This is a genomic window from Aureimonas ureilytica (genome assembly GCF_001475935.1).
Lineage (GTDB): Bacteria > Pseudomonadota > Alphaproteobacteria > Rhizobiales > Rhizobiaceae > Aureimonas > Aureimonas ureilytica_A.
Genome location: NZ_LDQA01000021.1, coordinates 92,572 through 115,224, shown reverse-complemented (window position 1 = coordinate 115,224; position 22,653 = coordinate 92,572). Strand labels below are relative to the sequence as shown.

Genomic DNA, 22,653 nt, shown 5'->3' with positions numbered 1-22,653 from the left:
GCTTTTGTATGAGTTATTCGCAGCCGTCAGGTTGCGGGACGAAGGCGCGGGCCGCGGGGGTCCGTTGCATTCGGCCGGATGGGAGCCCGGTTCGGTTTTGGCGGCACGGCCGCCCTATGGGAGGAATTCGACATGACGATCAGACGTAGCCTTGCCGCCGCTTTTGCCATGGCAACCGTGCTGGCGAGCCCGGTGCTCGCCAAGGACATGGTGGTCGGCTTCTCGCAGGTCGGCTCGGAGTCGGGCTGGCGCGCGGCCGAGACCGCCGTGACCAAGCAGGAAGCCCAGAAGCGCGGCATCGACCTGAAATTCGCCGACGCGCAGCAGAAGCAGGAAAACCAGATCAAGGCCATCCGCTCCTTCGTGGCGCAGGGCGTGGACGCGATCCTTCTCGCCCCGGTTGTCGCGACGGGCTGGGATGAGGTGCTGGAAGAGGCCAAGGATGCCAAGATTCCGGTCGTCCTGCTCGATCGCAACATCGACACCAAGGACCCCTCCCTCTACCTCACCGCCGTTACCTCCGATCAGGTGCATGAAGGCAAGGTGGCCGGCGACTACCTCGTGAAGGAAGTCGGCGCCAAGCCCTGCAAGGTCGTGGAACTCCAGGGCACGACCGGCTCCTCCCCCGCCATCTCCCGCAAGAAGGGCTTCGAGGAGGCCATCGCCGGCAAGAGCAACATCACGCTCGCCCGCTCGCAGACCGGTGACTTCACCCGCACCAAGGGTAAGGAAGTCATGGAAAGCTTCATCAAGGCCGAGAACGGCGGCAAGGACATCTGCGCGGTCTACGCCCACAATGACGACATGGCCGTCGGCGCGATCCAGGCCATCAAGGAAGCCGGCCTGAAGCCCGGCAAGGACATCATGGTCGTCTCGATCGACGCCGTGCCGGATATCTTCCAGGCCATGGCCAATGGCGAGGCCAATGCCACGGTGGAACTGACGCCCAACATGGCCGGCCCCGCCTTCGACGCGCTGGAAGCCTACAAGAAGGACGGCAAGGAGCCGCCGAAGTGGATCCAGACCGAATCCAAGCTCTACACCCAGGCCGACAATCCGAAGGCCGTGATGGAGTCCAAGAAGGGCCTCGGCTACTGAGCCGGCACCCTCTCTAGCTTCCTGTTCGACGCGCGGCGCCCTGTTCGGCGCCGCGCCCTTTCCGGGCCTTGAGGCCCGTTCGGCATACCGTGCTCGCCAGGCGAGCGCTCGCGGGCTTCGCCGATCCTGCGGCTGATGACGCGGTCGATGCGTACGGGCGCGGGCAACGAACCGGCAAAACGCTTCTGCGTCCGGCCCATCGGCCCGATGCTGCCGAACACGATCCCGACGAACCGGCGGACCACCTTCATGACCAGACTTCTGATTCAGGGTCTCACCAAGAGCTTTGCCGGCATGACCGCGCTCGATGGTGTGGACCTTCACCTGCGCGCGGGCGAAATCCACGCGCTTCTCGGCGAAAACGGTGCCGGCAAATCGACGCTCATCAAGACGCTGACCGGCGTCTATCGCCGCGACGGCGGGCGCATTACTCTGGACGGGGCCGAGATCGAGCCGGCCGATAGCGGCGAAGCACAGCGGCTGGGCATCGGCACGGTTTATCAGGAAGTCAATCTCCTGCCGAACCTCTCGGTCGCCGAAAACCTGTTTCTCGGTCGCGAGCCGACCTTTCTCGGGCTGACGGACGGGCGCGCGATGCGCCGACGCTCGGCCGAACTGCTTCAAGCCTATGGCCTCTTCGTCAACCCGAGCGCCACGCTGAGCAGCCTGTCGGTCGCCGTGCAGCAGCTCGTCGCCATCATCCGCGCGGTGGACCTGTCGGGCAAGGTGCTGATCCTCGACGAGCCGACCGCCAGCCTCGACGCAGCGGAGGTGGAGTCGCTTTTCGTCGCCATGCGAGCCTTGCGCGACAAGGGCCTTGCCATTCTCTTCGTTACTCATTTCCTCGATCAGGTCTTCGCCGTCTGCGACCGCGCCACCGTCCTGCGCAATGGCAGGCTCGTCGGCGAGAAGGCCATCGCCGACACCTCGCGCATGGACATCGTCTCGATGATGCTCGGCCGCGATCTGGACGAAGCCGTATCGCACCACGCTCCCGCCCCTGCCAGCACGGGCGAGCCACGCGTTTCCTTTCGCAACTATGGGCGCAAGCGCATGGTGGAGCCCTTCGATCTCGACATTCGCCCCGGCGAGGCGGTCGGCGTTGCCGGTCTCTTGGGCTCGGGCCGCACCGAGACCGCGCGCCTCGTCTTCGGCGCGGACAAGGCCGACACGGGCGAAGCGCGGGTGGATGGGCGCGTGGCGCGCATTCTCTCGCCGCGCGCCGCCATTCGCCTGGGCTTCGGCTACTGCCCGGAAGAGCGAAAGGTCGAGGGCATCGTCGGCGATCTCTCGGTGCGCGAAAACATCATTCTGGCGCTCCAGGCCCGGCGCGGCTGGGCCAAGCCCCTGTCGATCCGAGAGCAGGCGCGCATCGCCGAGCATTTCGTCAAGGCGTTGGACATCCGCACCACCGATATCGAAAAGCCTATCCGGCTTCTCTCGGGCGGCAACCAGCAGAAAGCGATCCTCGCCCGCTGGCTGGCGACCGAGCCGAGCTTCCTGATCCTCGACGAGCCCACACGCGGCATCGATGTCGGCGCCCACGCGGAAATCGTGCGTCTCATCGAAGACCTCTGCGCCAAGGGCATGGCCATGCTCGTCATCTCCTCCGAGCTGGAAGAGCTGACCGCCTATTCGCGCCGTATCCGCGTGCTGCGCGACCGCCGCCATCTCGGCGATCTCGAAGGCTCGGACATCTCGCCCGCCGCCATCATGCGCACCATTGCCGCCACGCCAGAGGAGGCTCGTTCGTGAACCGTCTTGTCCGTGCCGCGCCCCAGATCGGCGCGCTCGCTCTCGTTCTCTTCGCCAACTGGCTGGCCTTTCCCAGCTTCTTCGACCTCGCCTTCCAGAACGGGCGCGCCTACGGCCCCCTGATCGACGTGCTCAATCGCGGCGCGCCGGTCATGCTGCTGGCCGTCGGCATGACGCTGGTCATCGCCACCAAGGGCGTCGATCTCTCGGTCGGCGCGGTCATGGCGATTTCCGGCGCGGTGGCCGCGACGCTCACCGTGCAAGGCTATCCGCTCGCGATCGTGCTGCTCGCCTCGCTCGGCGTCGGCCTCGTCTGCGGCTTGTGGAACGGCTTCCTCGTCGCCGTTCTCGACATTCAGCCGATCATCGCCACCCTGATCCTGATGGTCGCCGGGCGCGGCGTGGCCCAGCTCATCACCTCCGGCACCATCGTCACCTTCAACGATCCCGTGCTCTTCTTCATCGGCGGCGGCTCCTTTCTTGGGTTGCCCATGCCTGTGGTCATCGCGCTCGTCGTCGCGCTCGTCGCCATTCTGATCGTGCGCCGCACCGCGCTCGGCCTTCTCATCGAGGCGACCGGCATCAACCGGCGCGCCTCGGCTCTGGCCGGCATCGACGCGCGCGCCGTGATCCTCGCCGCCTATATGACCTCGGGCCTCTGCGCCTCTGTCGCCGGCATCGTCGCGGCCGCCGACATTCGCGGAGCGGACGCCAACAATGCCGGCCTCTGGCTCGAACTCGACGCCATCCTCGCCGTGGTGATCGGCGGCACCTCGCTCATGGGTGGGCGCTTCTCCATCCTTCTGTCGCTGGTCGGCGCATTGATCATCCAGGCGATGAACACCGGCATTCTTCTGTCGGGCTTCCCGCCGGAAATGAACCTGATCCTCAAGGCCGCGCTGATCGTGCTGATCCTGGTGATCCAGTCGCCCGCCATGGCGCACCTCTCGGGCTTCGTTCGCCGCCGCCCGCCGCCCCCTAAACCTGTGCCCTCCGTTTCGTCCATTCGCGAGGTTCCCGGACGATGAACGCGCGTTTCCTGCCCCTACTCGTCACCGTCGCTGTCTTCGTCGCCGCCTTCGCGCTGTCCTCGCTGCAGTTCCCGGCGATCCTGTCCACCCGCGTCGCCGCCAATCTCCTGACCGACAACGCCTTTCTCGGCATCGTCGCGGTCGGCATGACCTTCGTCATCCTGTCGGGCGGCATCGATCTCTCGGTCGGCTCGGTGATCGCCTTCACCGGCGTCTTCCTCGCCGTCACCATCCAGGCGGGCTGGCATCCCTACCTCATGATCCCCGCGATCATCGTTATCGCCGCGCTCTTCGGCGCGGCCATGGGCGCGATGATCCATTATCTCCAGACCCCGCCCTTCATCGTGACGCTGGCCGGCATGTTTCTGGCGCGCGGCGGCTGCTATCTCCTGACCACCGAATCCATTCCGATCGACCATCCCGCCTTCGACGCCCTCAAGCGCATCTACTGGGTCATCCCCACGGGCGGGCGTCTTTCCTTCGTCGCCATGGTCATGCTCGCCGTCTTCGCGCTCGGCATTCTCATCGCCCACAAGACGCGCTTCGGCACCTATGTCTACGCGCTGGGCGGGGACCGCAACTCGGCCGAACTCATGGGCGTGCCCGTCGCGCGCGTCACCATCGGCATCTACGCGCTCTCCAGCCTGCTCGCCGGCGTCGCGGGCGTCGTCTTTGCCCTCTACACCTCCTCGGGCTATTCGCTCGCCACCGTCGGCGTCGAACTCGACGCCATCGCCGCCGTGGTCATCGGTGGAACGCTGCTCACCGGCGGCGTCGGCTTCGTCGCCGGCACGCTCGTCGGCGTCCTCATCTCGGGCCTGATCCAGACCTATATCGTCTTCGACGGAACCCTCTCCTCCTGGTGGACCAAGATCGCCATCGGCATCCTTCTCTTCGCCTTCATCGCCCTCCAACGCCTCCTCACCCAACGCACGAGCCTCGCGGCGACGGCGTGAGGGGATGGGCGGGGCTGCCGCCCCGATCCCCGCTCGGGAAGGAATTCCCGAACCCTTCTTTTCATTTGATGATCTTTCCAAAAGCAAAGGGGGCCAGCGGCCTCCTTTGCTTTTGGACATTCTTCAACTGGAGAGGGGGCCAGGGGAAATCATTTCCCCTGGCGGGGTGCAGGGGCAGCGCCCCTGCTCTTCCTTCACCCCTCCGCCGAGAAGGCGGCGAAAGCGGCCATGTTGACGATGTCGGTGTCCTTGGCGCCAAGGGTCACAATCTGGACGGGCTTTTCGAGGCCGACGAGAATGGGGCCGATGACGGTGGTGCCGCCGAGTTCCTGCACCATGCGGGTGGAGATCGAGGCCGAGTGGAAGGCCGGCATGACGAGGACGTTGGCCGGGCCGGTCAGGCGGCAGAACGGGTAGAGGGCCATCAGCTCCGGATTGAGAGCGACATCGGCGCCCATCTCACCGTCGAACTCGAAATCCACGCTGTTTTGGCTGAGAAGGCCGACCGCCTCGCGCACGCGCTCGGAACGTTCCGAAGCGGGGTGGCCGAAGGTGGAGTGCGCGAGGAACGCGACGCGGGGCGTGTGGCCGAGCTTGCGGGCAAAGCGCGCGGCTTCCGTGGCGATACGGGCGAGTTGCGCCGCGCCGGGCATGTCGTGAACGGCGGTGTCGGCGACGAAGGTGGTGCGGCCCTTGGCGATGACGATGGAAATGCCGATCACGGCGCGGCCGGGCTTGGGGTCGATGACGTGGCGCACGTCGTCGAGCACGACCGAATAGTTGCGCGTGAGACCGGAGACCATCGCGTCGGCATCGCCCAGCGCCACCATGGCGGCGGCGAAATGGTTGCGGTCGGTGTTGATGAGGCGGTGGCAGTCGCGCTGGAGATAGCCCTCGCGCTGAAGCCTGGCGTAGAGATGCTCCGAATAGGCGTTGGTGCGGTTGGAGAGCTTGGCGTTCTGGATCTCCAGCCCGCTCTTCAGCTCGACGCCGGCAAAGCGCGCGGTTTCCTCGATGCGGTCCTCGCGGCCGACGAGGACGGCTTGGCCGAGCCCCTGGTTGACGTAGGACGCGGCGGCGCGGATCACCTGCTCCTCCTCGCCTTCGGCGAAGACGACCTTGCGCGGGCGCTGGCGCAGCGAGGCGAAGATGTTCTGGAAGGTGCCGGCGGTCGGGTCGCGGCGCGAGGCGAGCTGGTTGCGGTAGGCTTCCCAATCGGAAATATCGCGGCGCGCGACGCCGGTTTCCATCGCGGCCTTTGCCACCGCTTCGGGCACCACGGTGATCAGGCGCGGGTCGAAGGGCGCGGGGATGATGTAATCGCGGCCGAACTTCGGCCGCCCCGCGCCCTTGTAGGCGGAGGCGACGGCATCGGGCACGTCCTCGCGGGCGAGCGAGGCGAGCGCCTGTGCGGCGGCGATCTTCATGGCGTCGTTGATCTGCGTGGCGCGTACGTCGAGCGCGCCGCGGAAGATATAGGGGAAGCCCAGAACGTTGTTGACCTGGTTCGGATAGTCCGAGCGGCCGGTGGCGACGATGGCGTCGTCGCGAATGGCATGGGCCTCTTCGGGCGTGATCTCCGGGTCCGGGTTCGCCATGGCGAAGATGATCGGGTTCGGGGCCATGGACTGAACCATTTCGGGCGTCAGCGCGCCCTTGGCCGAGACGCCGAAGAAGACGTCGGCCCCGCGCATCGCATCTTCCAGCGTGCGGGCCTCCGTGGCGGCGGCATGGGCCGACTTCCACTGGTTCATGCCCTCGGTGCGGCCCTGGAAGATGACGCCCTTGGTGTCGCAGAGAATGACATTGTCATGGGCGACACCCATGGCCTTGACCAGCTCGACGCAGGCGATGCCCGCCGCGCCCGCGCCGTTGCAGACGAGCTTGATGTCCTTCATCTCGCGCCCCGTCAGGTGCAGCGCGTTGATGATGCCGGCGGCGGCGATGATGGCGGTGCCGTGCTGGTCGTCGTGGAAGACGGGAATGTCCATCAGCTCGCGCAGGCGCTGCTCGATGATAAAGCACTCCGGAGCCTTGATGTCCTCCAGATTGATGCCGCCGAAGGACGGGCCGAGATAGCGCACGGCGTCGATGAACTTGTCGGGGTCCTCGGTGTCGAGTTCGAGATCGATCGAGTCGACATCGGCGAAGCGCTTGAAGAGGACGGACTTGCCCTCCATCACCGGCTTGGAGGCCAACGCGCCGAGATTGCCGAGGCCGAGAATGGCTGTGCCGTTGGAGATGACGGCGACCATGTTGCCGCGCGTCGTATAGTCGAAGGCCTTGGCCGGGTCTTCCGCGATGGCTTTGACCGGCACGGCGACGCCGGGCGAATAGGCGAGCGAGAGGTCGCGCTGGGTCGCCATCGGCTTGGTCGGCGTGATCTCCAGCTTGCCCGGACGACCGTCCGCATGGAAGGCCAGCGCCTCCGCGTCCGTGGTGCGGATACCGCTGCGTCGGGGGGTCTCGGCCATGTCTGCTTCCTTCGCCGCGTCAAACTCGGAGCCTGTGCGGAAATCCGCACAGGCTCTGTCTTGCGCGCGGAAGCGTCGCTCCGTCAACCGTGCGTGGCGGTGCCTTCGTGGTGCATTGCGACAGTGCGTCGCACAAAAAGACGCCCCACGAAGCGCCTGACCCGCTCGATCTCCACGAAGATCACCGGCGTGATGAAGAGGGTCAGCACCTGACTGACCATGAGGCCGCCGACCACGGCGATGCCGAGGGGCTGGCGCAGCTCGGACGAGGCGCCGGTGCCCATCGCGATCGGCAAGGCGCCGAGCAGGGCGCAGAAGGTCGTCATCATGATCGGCCGGAAGCGGCGCACGCAGGCCTCGCGAATGGCGACGACGGGCGTGTGCCCCTCCTCGCGCTGCATTTCGAGGGCGACGTCGATCATCATGATCGCGTTCTTCTTCACGATGCCGATCAGCATGAGAAGGCCGATCACGGCGATGATCGAGAGATCGAGCCCGTACCATTGCAGGGCGGCCAGCGCGCCGAAGGCGGCCGAGGGCAGGCCGGAGAGAATGGTGAGCGGGTGGATGAAGCTCTCATAGAGAACGCCGAGCACGATATAGATGACGAGCACGGCCGCGCCGATCAGGAGGCCGAGATTGCCGGTCGCCTGCTGGAACACCTGCGCCGTGCCGGCATAGGAGGTCGTGACATTGGTCGGCAGGCCGATCTGGGCCTTGATCGCGTCCACGGCCGCCGTGGACGTGCCGAGCGACATGCCGGCCGGCAGGTTGAAGGACAGCGTGACGGCGGTGAGCTGGCCCGTCTGATTCACCGTTACCGGCCCCGCCTCGCGGCTCAGCTTGGCGAAGGCCGAGAGCGGCACCAGCGTTCCGTCCGAGGCGGGCACGCGAATGGAGTCGAGGCGCGCATCCGTCCAGGAGAGGCTCGGATCATATTCCAGGATGACATCGTAGCTATTGCCGGTGGCCTGGATCTGCGTCGCCGTCAGCGTGCCGAAGCCCGCTTCCAGCGCCGTGCGCAGATTGCTGGAGGAGATGCCGAGCGCGTCGGCCCGGTCCTGATCCACCTTCACACGCTCCTGCAGGCCGTTGTCCTGAAGGTCGGTCGCGACATCCACGAAATGCGTGGGATCGGCGCGCATGGCGTCGAGAAGCTTGGCGGACCATTCGCGCGCGGCATTGGCGTCGAGCGACTGAACCACGAGCTGATACTGGCTCTGCGTCGAGCGCCCGCCGAAGCGCAGGCTCTGCACGGGCGTCGCGAAGCTCTTGAGGCCGGCAATGGCGCCCAAGCTCCGGCGCAGCGACGAGAGCGTCTGCTCCAGCGGCGGGCGCTGGTCCTTGGGCTTCAGCTGGACGAACATGGAGCCGGAGTTGAAGGTCGAGCCGCCCGGCCCGCCGCCGAGCGTCGAAGTGACGGCGGATACGGCGGGGTCGGCCTTCACGGCGGCGGCGGCCTTGGCCTGCAGCGCGCTCATGGCCTCGAAGGAAATGTCCTGCCGGGCCTGCGTCGAGATCGTCAGAAGCCCGTTGTCTTCTTGCGGGAAGAAGGAGCGCGGCAGGGTCGCGAACATGTAGACCGACGCCGCGAAGCTCAAGACGAACACGGCCATGATGAAGCCGTTGCGCTTCAGGCACCAATCGACCATCCGCCCGTACAGAACGGTGGTCTTGTCGAAGCCGCGCGAGAAGGCAGCCGCCACGCCGCGCGTCGGGGCATGGGTCGAGGGCAGGCGCGCCGAAAGCATGGGCGTCAGCGTCAGCGAGACGACGGCCGAGGCCAGGATCGACAGCGTGACCACCATGCCGAACTCGTTGAGGACGCGCCCGACCACGCCGCCCATCAAGAGGATCGGCAGAAACACCGCGACCAGCGAGAGCGACATGGAGATGATCGTGCCCGCCACCTCGCCGCTGCCCTTGAGTGCCGCTTCCATCGGGGCCATGCCGTCCTCGACATGGCGCACGATGTTTTCGAGCATGACGATGGCATCGTCCACCACGAGGCCGACCGAGAGCGTCAGCGCCAGAAGCGACAGATTGTCGATGGAGAAGCCGAGCACATACATGGCGCCGAAGGTCGCGACCAGCGAGAGCGGCACGGCGAGCGCCGGCACCATGGTGGCCGAAACGCGGCCGAGGAACAGATAGATGACGAGGATGACGAGGCCGATGGTGAGGGCCAGCGTTTCCTGAACGTCCTCGATCGCCGCGCTAATGGCCGTGGAGGCGTCGTTGACGACGGCGATATGGACGGAGGCCGGCAGCGAGGCTTCGAGTTCGGGAAGCTTGGCCTTGATGGCGTCCACGACCTCGACCGTGTTGGCGCCCGGCTGGCGTTGCACGGCGAGTACGATCGAGGGCTTGCCGTCGAGCCAGCTGCCCTGATTGACGTTGGACACACTGTCCTTCACGTCGCCCACATCGGCAAGGCGGATCGGCACGCCGCCGGCGCGCGCGATCACCAGTGTCTTGAACTCTTCGGCGTTCGTGCGTTGGGTCGGCGTATCCACGGTCAGCGCCTGGCCCGCCGTCTGCACGGTGCCGACCGGGGTCTGGCTGTTGGAAGCCGCGAGCGCATTGGCCACCTGCGACATGGAGAGCGAGCGGGAGGCGAGCTTGTCGGGATGCACCTGAACGCGCACGGCATAGGTCTTGCCGCCATAGACCTGCGCCTGGGCGACGCCCTGAATGGTGGACAGCGCGGGCGAGATGACGTTTTCGGCAAGATCGTCCACTTGCGTCAGCGGCGTTCCATCCGACACGAGGTCGAGGAGCAGGATCGGCGCGTCGGCGGGATTGGCCTTCCGGTAGCTCGGCGGCGCGGCCATGTTGTCGGGCAATTGCCGCGCGCTGCGTGCGATGGCGGCCTGAATGTCGGCGGCCGCCGCGTCGATGTCGCGCGACAGCACGAACTGAACGGTGATCTGCGTGTTCCCCAGCGAGGAGCGCGCGGTGATCGTATCGACGCCGTCGATGGTCTGGAACTGCTTGATGAGCGGGGTCGCCACGGCGCTCGCCATCGTATCGGGCGAGGCGCCGGCGAGCTGGGCCGACACGCTGATCGTCGGATAATCGGCCTGCGGCAGAGCGGCGACGGGCAGAAGCCGGAAGGCCGCCATGCCCGCCAGAAGCACGGCGAGCGAGAGAAGAAGCGTCGCGACCGGGCGACGGATGAAGAGTGTGGAGATGTTCACCGCACGCTCTCCGCCGCTGCGGCCGTGCCGGTGCCCGCGTCCGCGACGGGCGTACCGCGGGTCTTGGACTTTCCGTCCTGCGACGCCGCTTCGCCCGCGAGCTTGATCTTGGAGCCCTCGGACAGGTTCCCCTGCCCTTCCGTCACCACCCGCTCGCCGGGCTGAAGGCCGGAGGAAAGGCCAGTCTTGTCGCCGACGCGCAGCGCCACATCCACCTTGCGGATGGTCACCGTATCGTCGTCCTTGGCGACATAGACGACGCTGCCATCCGTGCGCGGCTGCACGGCGACGGTCGGCACGATGGTCAGCCCGTCCTTTTCACCGGCCTTGACGGTCGCCGAGATGGATTGGCCAGCGATCAGAGTGCCGTTCGGATTGTCGATGACGGCGCGCAGCGCGATCGTGCCCGAAATGGTGTTCACCGCGTTGTCGATAAAGGCGACCTTGCCCTCCATCGCCGTGCCGCCATCGCCGGCCGGGCGTGAGGAGACCGACAGCGTGCCGGCCGCCATGCTCTTTTGCAGAAGGTCCAGATTCTCCTGCGGCAGGGTGAAGGCAGCATAGACGGGCGAGCTTTGGGTCAGCGTGATGATCGGCGTTCCCGGCGTCACCAGCGCGCCGGTCGAAACGGCGAAGGCGCCCAGGCGACCGTCGAAAGGCGCGGTGATCTTGAGCTTGTCCAGCGCGACGGTGTCGGCGGCGAGCGCGGCGCGATCGACATTGAGAACGGCGGCGGCCGCGTTGACGGCGCTCTGCGCGTCCTCGCCCTGCTGCGTGGTGTAGGCGCCGGACTTCACCAGAGCCGTGGTGCGCTGGAGATTGCGATTGGCCTGATCGAGCGTCACCTGATCGCGCTCGATGGCGGCCTTGTCCTTGCCGATCTGCGCGAGCGCCAGACTGTCGTCCAGCGACACGAGAAGATCGCCGCGCTTGACATCGACCCCATCGGCCACTGCAATCGAGGCGACCGTGGCGGTGGTCTGGCTCGTCATCACCGTGGAAGCGACCGGAATGATCGTGCCGATCGTGTCGCGCAGGACGGGGAGCGAGCCACCCGTCGCCTCGGCCAGTTGCACGGCCACCGGCCCACCGCCATTGCCGCGACCGCGCTTGGAGCCGCCACCGCCCTCGGTCTTGGCCGCTTCGCCGCCCGAACCCTTCAGGAGGGACGCGATGGCCGGCGGCGCATACGGGGCCAGCCTGTCCCGCTCCACATAGGACACGGCTCCCGCCACCAGCAGGATCAGAACCAACCAGCGCACCATCCGACCAAACCCCTCGCGATCGCCCCACGCCGCCTCACGCTAGCGTGAGATCGTTTTGATTTTCATACGAGGGCAGACGTGGGTTTTCGCAAGTGAATTATCGGCAATGCGGGCGCGGTCGGGCCTCACTGGCGGGAACGACAGCGTTCTTCCAACGTGAATGGCTCGTCCGCGATCGGCTCCGCCTCGAGCGTCAGCGCCCTTGGATGACCTTGTAGACGATCGGCTTCGGTGTGCCGTTGAAGGCCGACAAAAGGTCGTCATAGGTCATACGCCCTTTCGCGATGGCGGTCATGCTGCGCCGGCACACGGTTTCGGCCACGGTCGCATCACTCGTCCCCACCGGCAGCTTGGCTTCCTGACGCAGCTCGTTGAGCCCGCCGGGCGTGGCCGCCGTTCTCTTGGTGCAATCGGCGATCCGATCGGCCAGCAGTTCGGGGCTATGGCCCATCGCTTCCGCGGTGGCGTCGTAGCTTGTGGATGTCACGCAGCCGCCCAGAAGCAGAAGGCTGCAAGTGGCCATGATCGGGAGAACCAGTCGAAAACGCATCATCACTTTTCCTTCGAGAAGCTTTCGCTCCGCCGATGCGGAACATCAGACCAAGACTAGGGGGCCGAGCGGGTGTCAGCGGTTCTGGAAAACGCGGACGATCTGTGGCGTGATCTGGCCGAACTGAATGGCGCGATAATCGTCGTAGCTGAGTTTGCCGGACGCCAGACCCGCCGTGGCCCGTTCGCATCCGACCCGAACCACGTTGCTTCCCGGCGAAAGGTTCATGAGCTTGCGCATCATGTCCTTCTGCTCAGGCGTCGAGCGATTGTTGCTCACACAGGTTTCGACACTCTCGCGCCGCAACTCGGCGCTGCCCTTCAACGCTTCCGACACGGCCGAATATTGCGTCGAGCTGACGCAGCCGCCGAGCATCAGCAGGCCGACAAGCACTATCGCCTCGGTCCCACGATGAAAGATCGCCATACCACCCCCCCTTCGCTCAGGACGTGTGCCACTCCGCGAGCCCGCCACAGTGTCAACACCGAAGCCGCCCCAACACAGGCGGCCTTTCAGCGCTTAGGGCCTGATCTCGCGAAAGGCAATCGCGTTGATCGATCAAAGCACGGATCGTTTGGAGGTTGTGTGCTGTCGTTCTCGCAAGGCCACGGCGTTCGACGCTTGGCCTTGCCGCATGTCAAAGCCTTTGCGGCTCGAACAGGATGGAGGGCTGCACGAATTCGTCCTGCGCCTCCACCAGCAGCAACTCCCGTGAGCCGGCCTCGAACGTGCGCCGGAGCAGGCCGTAGATCGAGGAACCGGCCGCCCGAAGCGCGGCAGCGGCCGAGCCCGTCCGCTTCCAATGCAGGAAGAACAGGGCGGCGATGGCGTCCCCCGCCCCGTTCAGCGACACGTCGAGACGCGGCGTGCGCAGAAGGAAGCGCCCGTCCGGCCCGGAGGCCAGAAGATCGATCGCGTCCGGCGGCGTCTCCCCTGACAAGCCGTCTTGGCAGGGCCTCACAAGATGTTCTTATTGCAAAGGCTTCATAGAATTGGCTACGATCGATCGAATTCCACGACATCACCATGCATTCTTGAGAGCCAAAATTGATAATATCAATATAAAAATAATGGGTAATAAATGCATGCCAATAATATAGAATTCCTCATTGATAGCATTTACGATGGGGCGTTGGATGCATCGCTTTGGTTGGATACGATTCAGTCATGCGCGGAAGCCTTCAAGGGCGCTGGTACTGTGATTTTGCAGCCAGGTTTGGCCTCACCGCTTCTCTACGTATCGCCTGGCCTGGAGCACCTAACAGCTGGCTATAACGAGTATTGGTGGCAGGAAGATATTGTCGTATCGACAGCGCAGAGGCTCGGCCTCATCCGGCCGGGCATTGTCTGGGACCACCAATTCCTGTCAAACAAAATCAAGGCCAAGAGCTTTTACTTTCAAGACTTCCTGCGGACTCACGATATAGGAGGCATTGCTACGGTCATCGGTGCCTTGAATGGCAAAACTAGGTTCGCCATCAATGTGCAACGACGCTTAGGTGTAACGCCGCCTGATGAGGCGGAGCAGCAGGCCTTCGCGACAATCTCACGGCATCTGTCCCGCGCCCTTGTCATGCGGCTGGAATTGGATTCGTCGCAGGCGGTCGGATCCGCCCTATCCCAACGTCTTGCCGAATTCGATTGCGCCGTCGCCATACTGGATCGGGCGGGCCAAGCGAAAACCTGGAACAGAGCCTTCGACACCTTATCAGAAGACGGCGTCCATATTCGCAACGGCTCCGTCCAGTTGGCATTGGGGGCTGCTCAAACAAAATTCGACGCTTTTGTTCGCTGCGTCGCGACGGGCCTCGCTGCCCAGCAGATGCCAGATGCGCTTTTCGTCCCCCGCCCGAACAGTCTTCTACCGCTGATCGTTCGGGTGACGCCGTTGCGAGGGCAAACGTGCGAACAGCTCGGAAGCTTCGCGCCAGTTCACGGAGCGCTTCTGATGATCCTCAAACCGGGGAATAGAACCTACCCGGATTTGTCGAATATCCTGTTGAGGCTTGGCTTAACGCAGGCTCAAACGAGAGTCGCTCTTCTGATCGCTGCCGGACACACGACGAAGACGGCAGCGGAGCGTCTCGCGGTGAGCGACGAGACCGTTCGCAGCCATATCAAAGGGGTATACGCTCGACTTGGGATCGATCGCCAAGCCGATCTGGTCCGCCTCGTAGGAAAGGTCGTGCCCTTTGAGGCGTAGCACGACCTCGCATCCCGTCAGCTTTTCGATGTCGATATCCCTTATACCACTCCATCGGAAACCACCCGCCTACCCCCGCCCCGTCGGCACGTAGTTCAGCACCGGCCCGAGCCAGCGCTCGACCTCGGCGACGGCCATGCCCTTGCGGTTGGCATAGTCTTCGACCTGATCGCGCTCCACCTTGGCGACGCCGAAATAATAGCTTTCGGGATGGGAGAAGTAGAGGCCCGAGACCGAGGAGCCCGGCCACATGGCGTAGCTTTCGGTCAGCGTGACGCCGGTCTGCGCTTCGGCGTCGAGGAGCTTGAAGAGCGTGACCTTTTCCGTGTGGTCGGGCTGGGCGGGATAGCCGGGCGCAGGGCGAATGCCCGCATAGGGCTCGGCGATCAGCTCTTCGGGCGCGAAGCTCTCGTCCGGCGCATAGGCCCAAAGGTCGCGGCGCACATGCTCATGCATCCGCTCGGCGAAGGCCTCGGCGAAGCGATCGGCCAGCGCCTTCACCATGATGGCGGCATAGTCGTCATTGGCCTTGGCGAAGCGGTTCGAAATCTCTTCTTCTTCGATGCCGGCCGTCACCACGAAGCCGCCGAGATAGTCGGCGAGGCCCGTTTCCACCGGCGCGACGAAATCGGCGAGCGCCACGTTCGGCCGGTCGCCGCGCTTCGACAATTGCTGGCGCAGGGTGAAGAAGGTGGCGAGTTCCGTATTGCGCGCCTCGTCCGTGAAGAGCCTGACATCGTCGCCCACGGCATTGGCTGGCCAGAAGCCGACCACGGCGCGCGGGCGGAACCAGCCTTCCTCCACGATCTGGCGCAGCATGGCCTGCGCGTCGTCCCAGAGCTGGCGCGCGGCGGCCCCTTGCGCCTCGTCCTCCAGGATCGCGGGATAGCGACCCTTCAACTCCCAAGTCTGGAAGAAGGGCGTCCAGTCGATATAGCGGGCGAGATCGGCGAGATCCCAGGTCTCGAAGGTGCGCGTTCCCAGGAAGGTGGGCTTCACCGGGCGGGCGCTCGACCAGTCGATCTGCTGGCGGTTCTCCCGCGCGCGCGCCAGGGGCAGGCGCTGCTTCTCGGCCTCGGCCTGCGCGTGTTTCTCGGCCACGGTCTCGTATTCGCGGCGGATGCCTTCGGCATAGTCGGCGCGCCCTTCGGGCGAAAGGAGATTGGACACGACGCCGACGGCGCGGCTGGCGTCGGTGACATAGACCGTCTGCCCCTTGCGATAGCGCGGGTCGATCTTCACCGCCGTATGCACGCGGCTCGTGGTCGCCCCGCCGATCAGGAGCGGCACGTCGAAGCCCTCGCGCTCCATCTCGGAGGCGACATGCACCATCTCGTCCAGCGAGGGCGTGATGAGGCCGCTGAGGCCGATCACGTCGACCTTCTCGGCCTTGGCGGTTTCGAGAATCTTGGCGGCGGGCACCATGACGCCGAGGTCGATCACCTCGTAATTGTTGCAGGCGAGAACGACGCCGACAATATTCTTGCCGATGTCATGCACATCGCCCTTCACCGTCGCCATCAGGATCTTGCCGGCGCTGGAGCGCTCGGAGCCGCCATTGAGGCGCTTCTCCTCCTCCATGTAGGGCAGGAGATGGGCAACGGCCTGTTTCATAACGCGGGCGGACTTCACGACCTGCGGCAGGAACATCTTGCCCGCGCCGAAGAGATCGCCGACGACATTCATGCCCGCCATGAGCGGGCCTTCGATCACATGCAGCGGGCGCTCGGCCTTGAGCCGCGCTTCCTCCGTGTCGGCGTCGATATACTCGGTGATGCCGTTGACGAGCGCGTGCGAAAGCCGCTCCTCGACCGTCCCTTCGCGCCAGGTGAGGTCCTTGGCCTTGGCCTCCTTGCCCGCCGTGCCGCGATAGCGCTCGGCGATCTCCAGAAGGCGCTCGGTCGGGCTCTTGCCCTCCCGGCCCGGCCGGTTCAGCACCACGTCCTCGCAGGCCTCGCGCAGATCCGGGTCGATCGTGTCGTAGACGGCGAGCTGGCCGGCATTCACGATGCCCATGTCCATGCCAACCTGAATGGCGTGATAGAGGAACACGGCGTGCATGGCCTCGCGCACCGGCTCGTTGCCGCGGAACGAGAAGGAGAGGTTCGACACGCCGCCCGAGATATGGGCGTGCGGCAGCGTCTGGCGGATCGTGCGTGTCGCCTCGATGAAGGCGACGCCGTATCCGTCATGCTCCTCGATGCCGGTCGCGACCGCGAAGACGTTCGGGTCGAACACGATGTCTTCGGGAGGAAAGCCGTTCTCGGTCAGAAGCTTGTAGGCGCGTGAGCAGATCGCGACCTTGCGCTCGAAACTATCGGCCTGCCCCTCCTCGTCGAAGGCCATGACGACCACCGCCGCGCCGTAGAGGCGGCAAAGCCGGGCGTGGTGGAGGAAGGCTTCCTCGCCTTCCTTCATGGAGATCGAATTGACGATCGGCTTGCCCTGCACGCATTGCAGGCCGGCCTCGATCACCTCCCATTTGGAGCTATCGATCATCACCGGCACGCGGGCGATGTCGGGCTCGGAGGCGACGAGGTTGAGGAACTCGACCATCGCGGCTTTCGAGTCGATCAGCCCCTCGTCCATGTTGACGTCGATGATCTGCGCGCCGTTCGCCACCTGATCGCGCGCCACGTCCAGCGCGGCGGCATAGTCGCCGGCGGTGATCAGCTTGCGGAACTTGGCCGAGCCCGTGACATTGGTGCGCTCGCCGACATTGACGAAGGGAATGTCCTTGGTGAGCGTGAAGGGCTCCAGGCCCGACAGGCGCATCATGGGCGCGAGCTTCGGCACCGCGCGGGGTGCGAGACCCGCCACGCTTTCGGCGATGGCGCGGATGTGCTCGGGCGTCGAGCCGCAGCAGCCGCCGACGATGTTGATCAGCCCTTCTTCGGCAAAGCCGCGCACCTGACGCGCCATCGCGTCCGGCGTTTCGTCATATTGGCCGAACTCGTTGGGCAGGCCGGCATTGGGATAGGCGCAGAGGAACGTGTCCGCGACGCCGGAGAGTTCGGCCAGATGCGGGCGCATGGCCTCCGCGCCGAGCGCGCAGTTGAGACCGATCGTGAAGGGCTTGGCGTGGCGCACCGAATGCCAGAAGGCGGTCGGCGTCTGGCCCGAAAGCGTGCGCCCGGACAGATCGGTGATCGTGCCCGAGATCATGACCGGCAGCGAGATGCCGGCTTCCGCGAAGACCTCTTCGGCCGCGAAGATCGCCGCCTTGGCGTTCAGCGTGTCGAAGATCGTCTCGATCAGGATAATGTCGGAGCCGCCGTCCACGAGGCCGCGCACTTGGGTCGCATAGGCCACGCGCAGATCATCGAAGGTGACGGCGCGATAGCCGGGATTGTTCACGTCGGGCGAGATCGAGGCCGTCCGGTTGGTCGGGCCGATGGCGCCGGCCACGAAGCGGCGGCGGCCATCGGCGGCTTCGGCGCGTGCGCAGGCGCGGCGAGCGACGGCCGCGCCCTCGCGGTTCAGCTCGTAGACCACCGCTTCCATCGCGTAGTCGGCCTGCGCGATGGTGGTGCCCGAAAACGTGTTGGTCTCGACGATATCCGCCCCGGCCATGAGGTAGGCGAAGTGAATGTCCTCGATCGCCTTGGGCTGGGTCAGAACCAGAAGGTCGTTGTTGCCCTGGAGATGGCAGGTGCAATCATGGAACCGATCGCCCCGGAAATCCTCCTCCTGGAGGCCGAGCCCCTGAATCTGCGTGCCCATCGCGCCGTCGAGGATCAGGATACGCTCGCGCGCCGCCTTGCGCAGCGCGGTCCAGACATCCTCGCGCGGACGGCTGGGCGAGGCGAAGAGGGTGTCGCTGACGAGGCTCATGGCACGGGCTCCGAGGATCGGCGCACGAACAGGCGCGCCATCATCATATAAAGATCGCTTTATATGAACGGAAACCGCTTGGCGAGCGGGACATTGGACGAGAGGCCGGGAATGCGGCGAGCGCTCTCTTGTCCTCGCCGCTTGAAACTTTTAGCTGCGCGCCGCCACGAGTTGGTCCAGTAACTGGGCGACGCCATCCTCTTCGTTGCTGGCGGTGACATGGCGCGCTTGTGCGCGCACCTCCTCGGGGGCCTGACCCATGGCGACCGACAGGCCGACCGGGGCGAACATTGGCACATCGTTCGCCATGTCGCCGATCGCGGCGGTGGCCTCCAACGGAATGCCGGCGGCGCGCGCCAGCGCCTCGACGCCCGCGCCCTTGTTGGCGGCCGCTGTCGTCACGTCCAGAAAATAGGGCTGCGAGCGCACGACATTGGCGCTGGAGCCGAGCGCCGCGCCGACCGAGGCTTCCAGCCGGCGGACCAGAGCATGGTCGTCGCAAACGCCCATGATTTTGTCGGCCCGCCCCAGCCAAGGCGAAAAGTCCGAGGCGATGGTCGGCTCGACGCGCGAGGCGCGTCGCTCCATCGCGCCATGCTGGGTGCTGTCGTCGCGCGCGATCCAGAGGCCATCGGCGAAGACCCAGATGGGAAGGCCGGCCTCGTCCAGAAGCTCGACCGCGCGGCGCGCATCCGCTTCACTCAGGCGATGCGCCTCCACGATGCTCCCGCCCGGCTCGAACAGCGTGCCGCCATTGAAGGCCCCGACCGCGCCCTCGATCCCCAGCCGCTCCACCAGTTCGCCGAGGCCGCTCGGCGGGCGGGCGCTGACCAGCGTGAAACCGATGCCCGCCGCACGCGCGCGGGCGACGGCCTGACGCGTGCGCTCCGACAGGCTTTTGTCGTTGCGCACCAGTGTTCCATCGATATCGGACACGACAAGGCGGATGGAGGCGGCGAGCGCGGGATCGAGGGACATCGAGACCTTGCGGAGGGTTCGGGAACAGGAAACGGGCGCGGAACGAATGCCGCGCCCGTCGAGATGGAGCAAGAGCCCGATGGGCCTTAAGGCCTATTGCGGGATTTCGACATGGCCACCGAAGCCGAAGCGCATGGCGGACAGCATCTTGTCGCCGAAAGTCGCCTCCTGGCGCGAGCGATAGCGGGCATAGAGCGCGGCCGAAAGCACGTTGACCGGCACGGCCTCTTCCATCGCCGCTTCCAGCGTCCAGCGGCCTTCGCCGGAATCGGCGACATTGCCGGAGAATTTCGCCAGATCCTTGTCGCCCGCCAGCGCGATGGCGGTGAGATCGAGCAGCCAGGAGGAGATGACCGAGCCGCGACGCCAGACTTCGGCGATGTCAGGCAGGTTCAAGTCGAAGCGCTCGTTCTCCGGCAGATGCTCGGAATTCTTCGTCTTCAGAATGTCGAAGCCTTCGGCATAGGCCTGCATGAGGCCGTATTCGATGCCGTTATGGACCATCTTGACGAAATGGCCCGCGCCGGCCGGACCGGCATGGATATAGCCGCGCTCGGCGCGATCATCCGGCGTGTTGCGCCCGCGCGTGCGCTCGATGTCGCCATAGCCCGGCGCCAGCGCGTCGAAGATCGGGTCGAGATCGCGCACCGTGTCCTCCGGCCCGCCGATCATCATGCAATAGCCGCGCTCCAGACCCCAGACGCCGCCCGAGGTGCCGACATCGACATAGTGAATGCCATGCGGCCTCAACTCGGCGGCGCGGCGAATGTCGTCCTTGTAGAACGTGTTGCCGCCGTCGATGATGACGTCGCCCTCGCGGCAAAGCGGGGTGAGGTCGCGGATCGTCGCCTCGGTCGGCTCGCCGGCCGGCAGCATGACCCAGAACACGCGGCGGCCCGAGAACTGGCCGGCCAGCTCTTCCAGCGAGGCCGCGCCCTTGGCCCCCTCGCCCGCGAGCGCCGAGACGGCCTCCGCGTTGCAGTCGAACACGAAAGCTTCGTGGCGGTGGTTCATCAGGCGTCGGGCGATATTGCCGCCCATTCGGCCAAGGCCGATGATCGCGATCTGCATAGGGTCTTCTCTTCGACAATCAGATGGGAACGGGTGCGGCCGCCCTCCCAAGGGCCGAACCCAGCGGTGCCCGCCCGGCACGCGGCCGGAGGGGCGGCGGGGACGTGTCAGCCCTTGCGGGCCGCGATCTGCTCCTTGGCCTTGGCCAGCACCGCCTCGGCGGTGAAGCCGAACTTCTGCTGGAGCTTGGCGAGAGGCGCGGACGCGCCGAAGGTGGACATGGTGACCTTGGCCCCCTTGGCGCCGACATAGCGGTCCCAGCCCATGGAGCCGGCCTGCTCCACCACGACGCGCGCCATGATTTCGGGCGGCAGGACGCTGTCGCGATAGGCTTGATCCTGCTTCTCGTAAAGCTCCCAGGAGGGCAGCGACACGACGCGGGCCTTGATGCCTTCCGCCCGCAGGCTCTCATAGGTCTCGATGCAGAGCGCAATCTCCGAGCCTGTGCCGATGAGAATGACATCCGGCGTCTCGTTGGGGTCGCCAGCGAGCACATAGCCGCCGCGCTTCAGGCCGGACGCCGGCGCGTATTTGGTGCGGTCCAGCGTCGGCAGAGGCTGACGCGAGAGGACGAGCGCAGTCGGCTCATGCGTCTGCTCCATGGCGACGCGCCAGGCTTCCACCGTCTCGTTGGCGTCGCAGGGACGGATCGTGTTGAGGCCGGGAATGGCGCGCAGGTTCGCCAGATGCTCGATCGGCTGATGCGTCGGCCCGTCTTCGCCGACGCCGATGGAATCATGGGTGAAGACCCAGACCACCGGAATTTCCATGATGGCAGACAGGCGCACGGGCGCGCGCATATAGTCCGAGAAGACCAGGAACGTGGAAGCGTAGGAGCGCACATAGGAGAGCGCCATGCCATTGGCGATCGCGCCCATCGCGTGTTCGCGAATGCCGAAATGCAGGTTGCGCCCGGCATAATTGTCAGGGCCGAAGGAGCCGGCATCGGCAAAGCCGAGCTTGGTCTTGTTGGAGGGTGCCAGATCGGCCGAACCGCCGACGAGATAGGGCACGGTCTCGGCAATCGCGTTCAGCACCTTGCCGCCGGCATCGCGCGAGGCGACGCCCTTGGCGTCGGGCTCGAAGCTCGGAAGGGCCTTGTCCCAGCCCTCCGGCAGGCGGCCGGCGCGCATGGCCTCGATCTGCGCCGCCAGCTCGGGATAGGCCTTGGCGTAGCGCGCGAAATCGGCCTCCCACGTCTCGCGCAGCGGGCGACCGCGCTCACTCACCGCCGCGTGGAAGGCTTCCGCCACGCCGTCCGGTACGAGGAAGCTCTGATCCTCCGGCCAGCCATAGAAGCGCTTGGCGCCCTTCACATCGTCGGCGTCGAAGGCTTCGCCATGAGCGGAAGCCGTGCCCTGCTGCTTCTGAAGGCCATAGCCGATCACGGTATCCACCACGATCAGGGTCGGCCGGTCGTCGGTCGCGCGGAATTCGGTCAGCGCCTCGCGGATGGCACCCAGATCGTTGCCGTCTGCAACATGCAGCGTCTTCCAGCCATAGGCGCGGAAGCGCTCGGCCACGTCGTCGGAAAAGGTGAGATTGGTGAAGCCTTCGATCGAGACCTTGTTGTTGTCGTAGATCCAGCAGAGGTTCGAGAGCTTGAGATGGCCCGCCATGGAGGCGGCCTCGGAGGCGACGCCCTCCATCATGTCGCCGTCGCCGCACAGGACGAAGACGTCATGGTCGAACAGCGGGGCGTCGGGCTTGTTGTAGCGCGCGGCGAGCCAGCGCTCGGCCAGCGCCATGCCGACCGAATTGCCGCAGCCCTGTCCGAGCGGACCCGTCGTCGTCTCGACGCCCGTCGTCATCCGGTATTCCGGGTGGCCCGGCGTCTTGGAGGACAGTTGGCGAAACTGTTTGATGTCGTCCAGCGAGACGGCCGGCTGACCGGTCTTCTTGCCATGCGCGTCGATTTCCTCGACGCCGGCCAAATGCAGGACCGAATAGAGCAGCATCGAACCATGGCCGACCGACAGCACGAACCGATCGCGGTTCGGCCAGTCCGGCGCTGATGGGTCGTAGCGCATGAACTCGGTCCAGAGCGCATAGGCCGTGGGCGCGAGCCCGAGAGGCGCGCCGACATGGCCCGAATGGGCCTTCAGCACGGCGTCCATGGACAGGGTGCGGATCGTGTCGATGGCGAGCTGGGCGGAGCCCTTCTGGCTCGTGCTCTCGTCGGTCGGGGTCTTGAGCAGAGCGCTCATGGCGGAATCCTTCGTCCTTCGAGACGAAATG

The 22,653-nt window shown here is 65.7% G+C and carries 15 protein-coding genes and 1 pseudogene; 5 read left to right on the top strand and 11 right to left on the bottom strand.

Going from position 1 to position 22,653, the window contains the following annotated elements:
- The first annotated feature begins 132 nt into the window (after positions 1-132).
- Positions 133-1,098: a galactofuranose ABC transporter, galactofuranose-binding protein YtfQ gene (gene ytfQ / locus NS365_RS09295; RefSeq protein ID WP_058600081.1), complete on the top strand. Its 966-nt coding sequence runs from the start codon at positions 133-135 to the stop codon at positions 1,096-1,098.
- On the opposite strand, the gene NS365_RS24075 is transcribed toward ytfQ, so the two are convergent.
- Positions 1,092-1,349, bottom strand: coding sequence for a hypothetical protein (locus tag NS365_RS24075; RefSeq protein WP_153003710.1), 258 nt, complete (start codon positions 1,347-1,349; stop codon positions 1,092-1,094). The genes ytfQ and NS365_RS24075 overlap by 7 nt on opposite strands.
- On the opposite strand from NS365_RS24075, the gene NS365_RS09290 reads away from it, so the two are divergent.
- The 3 genes from NS365_RS09290 to yjfF are packed head-to-tail and all read left to right on the top strand — an operon-like array spanning position 1,348 to position 4,840.
- Positions 1,348-2,853, top strand: coding sequence for a sugar ABC transporter ATP-binding protein (locus NS365_RS09290; RefSeq protein WP_058600080.1), 1,506 nt, complete (start codon positions 1,348-1,350; stop codon positions 2,851-2,853). The two genes, NS365_RS24075 and NS365_RS09290, sit on opposite strands and share 2 nt — an antisense overlap.
- On the top strand, positions 2,850-3,881 hold the full coding sequence (locus NS365_RS09285; protein WP_058600002.1) for an ABC transporter permease: 1,032 nt from the start codon (positions 2,850-2,852) through the stop codon (positions 3,879-3,881). The genes NS365_RS09290 and NS365_RS09285 overlap by 4 nt, the downstream gene beginning before the upstream one ends.
- Complete coding sequence (gene yjfF / locus NS365_RS09280; protein WP_058600001.1) at positions 3,878-4,840, top strand: galactofuranose ABC transporter, permease protein YjfF; 963 nt, start codon at positions 3,878-3,880, stop codon at positions 4,838-4,840. The genes NS365_RS09285 and yjfF overlap by 4 nt, the downstream gene beginning before the upstream one ends.
- A gap of 194 nt (positions 4,841-5,034) precedes the next feature.
- Here yjfF and NS365_RS09275 read toward each other — a convergent pair whose 3' ends face one another.
- The 6 genes and pseudogenes from NS365_RS09275 to NS365_RS09250 all read right to left on the bottom strand — a co-directional run.
- Positions 5,035-7,314 carry an NADP-dependent malic enzyme gene (locus tag NS365_RS09275; protein WP_058600000.1) on the bottom strand — a complete coding sequence of 760 codons (2,280 nt, stop codon included), beginning with the start codon at positions 7,312-7,314 and terminating at the stop codon, positions 5,035-5,037.
- Between the two features lie 83 nt (positions 7,315-7,397).
- Positions 7,398-10,514: an efflux RND transporter permease subunit gene (locus NS365_RS09270; RefSeq protein ID WP_058599999.1), complete on the bottom strand. Its 3,117-nt coding sequence runs from the start codon at positions 10,512-10,514 to the stop codon at positions 7,398-7,400.
- Positions 10,511-11,779, bottom strand: a complete 1,269-nt coding sequence (locus NS365_RS09265) for an efflux RND transporter periplasmic adaptor subunit (protein ID WP_058599998.1) — start codon at positions 11,777-11,779, stop codon at positions 10,511-10,513. Before NS365_RS09265 ends, NS365_RS09270 begins: the two co-directional genes overlap by 4 nt.
- A gap of 193 nt (positions 11,780-11,972) precedes the next feature.
- Complete coding sequence (locus NS365_RS09260; RefSeq protein WP_058599997.1) at positions 11,973-12,332, bottom strand: hypothetical protein; 360 nt, start codon at positions 12,330-12,332, stop codon at positions 11,973-11,975.
- Positions 12,333-12,404: 72 nt separating this feature from the next.
- Positions 12,405-12,755, bottom strand: coding sequence for a hypothetical protein (locus NS365_RS09255; protein ID WP_058599996.1), 351 nt, complete (start codon positions 12,753-12,755; stop codon positions 12,405-12,407).
- 211 nt (positions 12,756-12,966) lie between these two features.
- Positions 12,967-13,260, bottom strand: a pseudogene (locus tag NS365_RS09250) (pyridoxal kinase); the annotation flags it as partial.
- A gap of 150 nt (positions 13,261-13,410) precedes the next feature.
- On the opposite strand from NS365_RS09250, the gene NS365_RS09245 reads away from it, so the two are divergent.
- Complete coding sequence (locus tag NS365_RS09245; protein WP_058599995.1) at positions 13,411-14,532, top strand: helix-turn-helix transcriptional regulator; 1,122 nt, start codon at positions 13,411-13,413, stop codon at positions 14,530-14,532.
- Between the two features lie 69 nt (positions 14,533-14,601).
- On the opposite strand, the gene metH is transcribed toward NS365_RS09245, so the two are convergent.
- From metH to tkt, 4 genes are all read right to left on the bottom strand, one after another.
- A complete protein-coding gene (gene metH / locus NS365_RS09240) occupies positions 14,602-18,366 on the bottom strand; it encodes a methionine synthase (RefSeq protein ID WP_058599994.1) in 3,765 nt (1,254 codons plus the stop codon).
- Positions 18,367-18,516: 150 nt separating this feature from the next.
- Complete coding sequence (locus NS365_RS09235) at positions 18,517-19,344, bottom strand: Cof-type HAD-IIB family hydrolase (protein WP_058600079.1); 828 nt, start codon at positions 19,342-19,344, stop codon at positions 18,517-18,519.
- A gap of 93 nt (positions 19,345-19,437) precedes the next feature.
- Positions 19,438-20,415 carry a phosphogluconate dehydrogenase (NAD(+)-dependent, decarboxylating) gene (gene gnd / locus NS365_RS09230; RefSeq protein ID WP_058599993.1) on the bottom strand — a complete coding sequence of 326 codons (978 nt, stop codon included), beginning with the start codon at positions 20,413-20,415 and terminating at the stop codon, positions 19,438-19,440.
- A 107-nt stretch (positions 20,416-20,522) separates the two neighbouring features.
- Entirely contained in the window at positions 20,523-22,622 is a 2,100-nt protein-coding gene (gene tkt / locus NS365_RS09225; protein WP_058599992.1) for a transketolase, read from the bottom strand.
- Positions 22,623-22,653 lie beyond the last annotated feature (31 nt).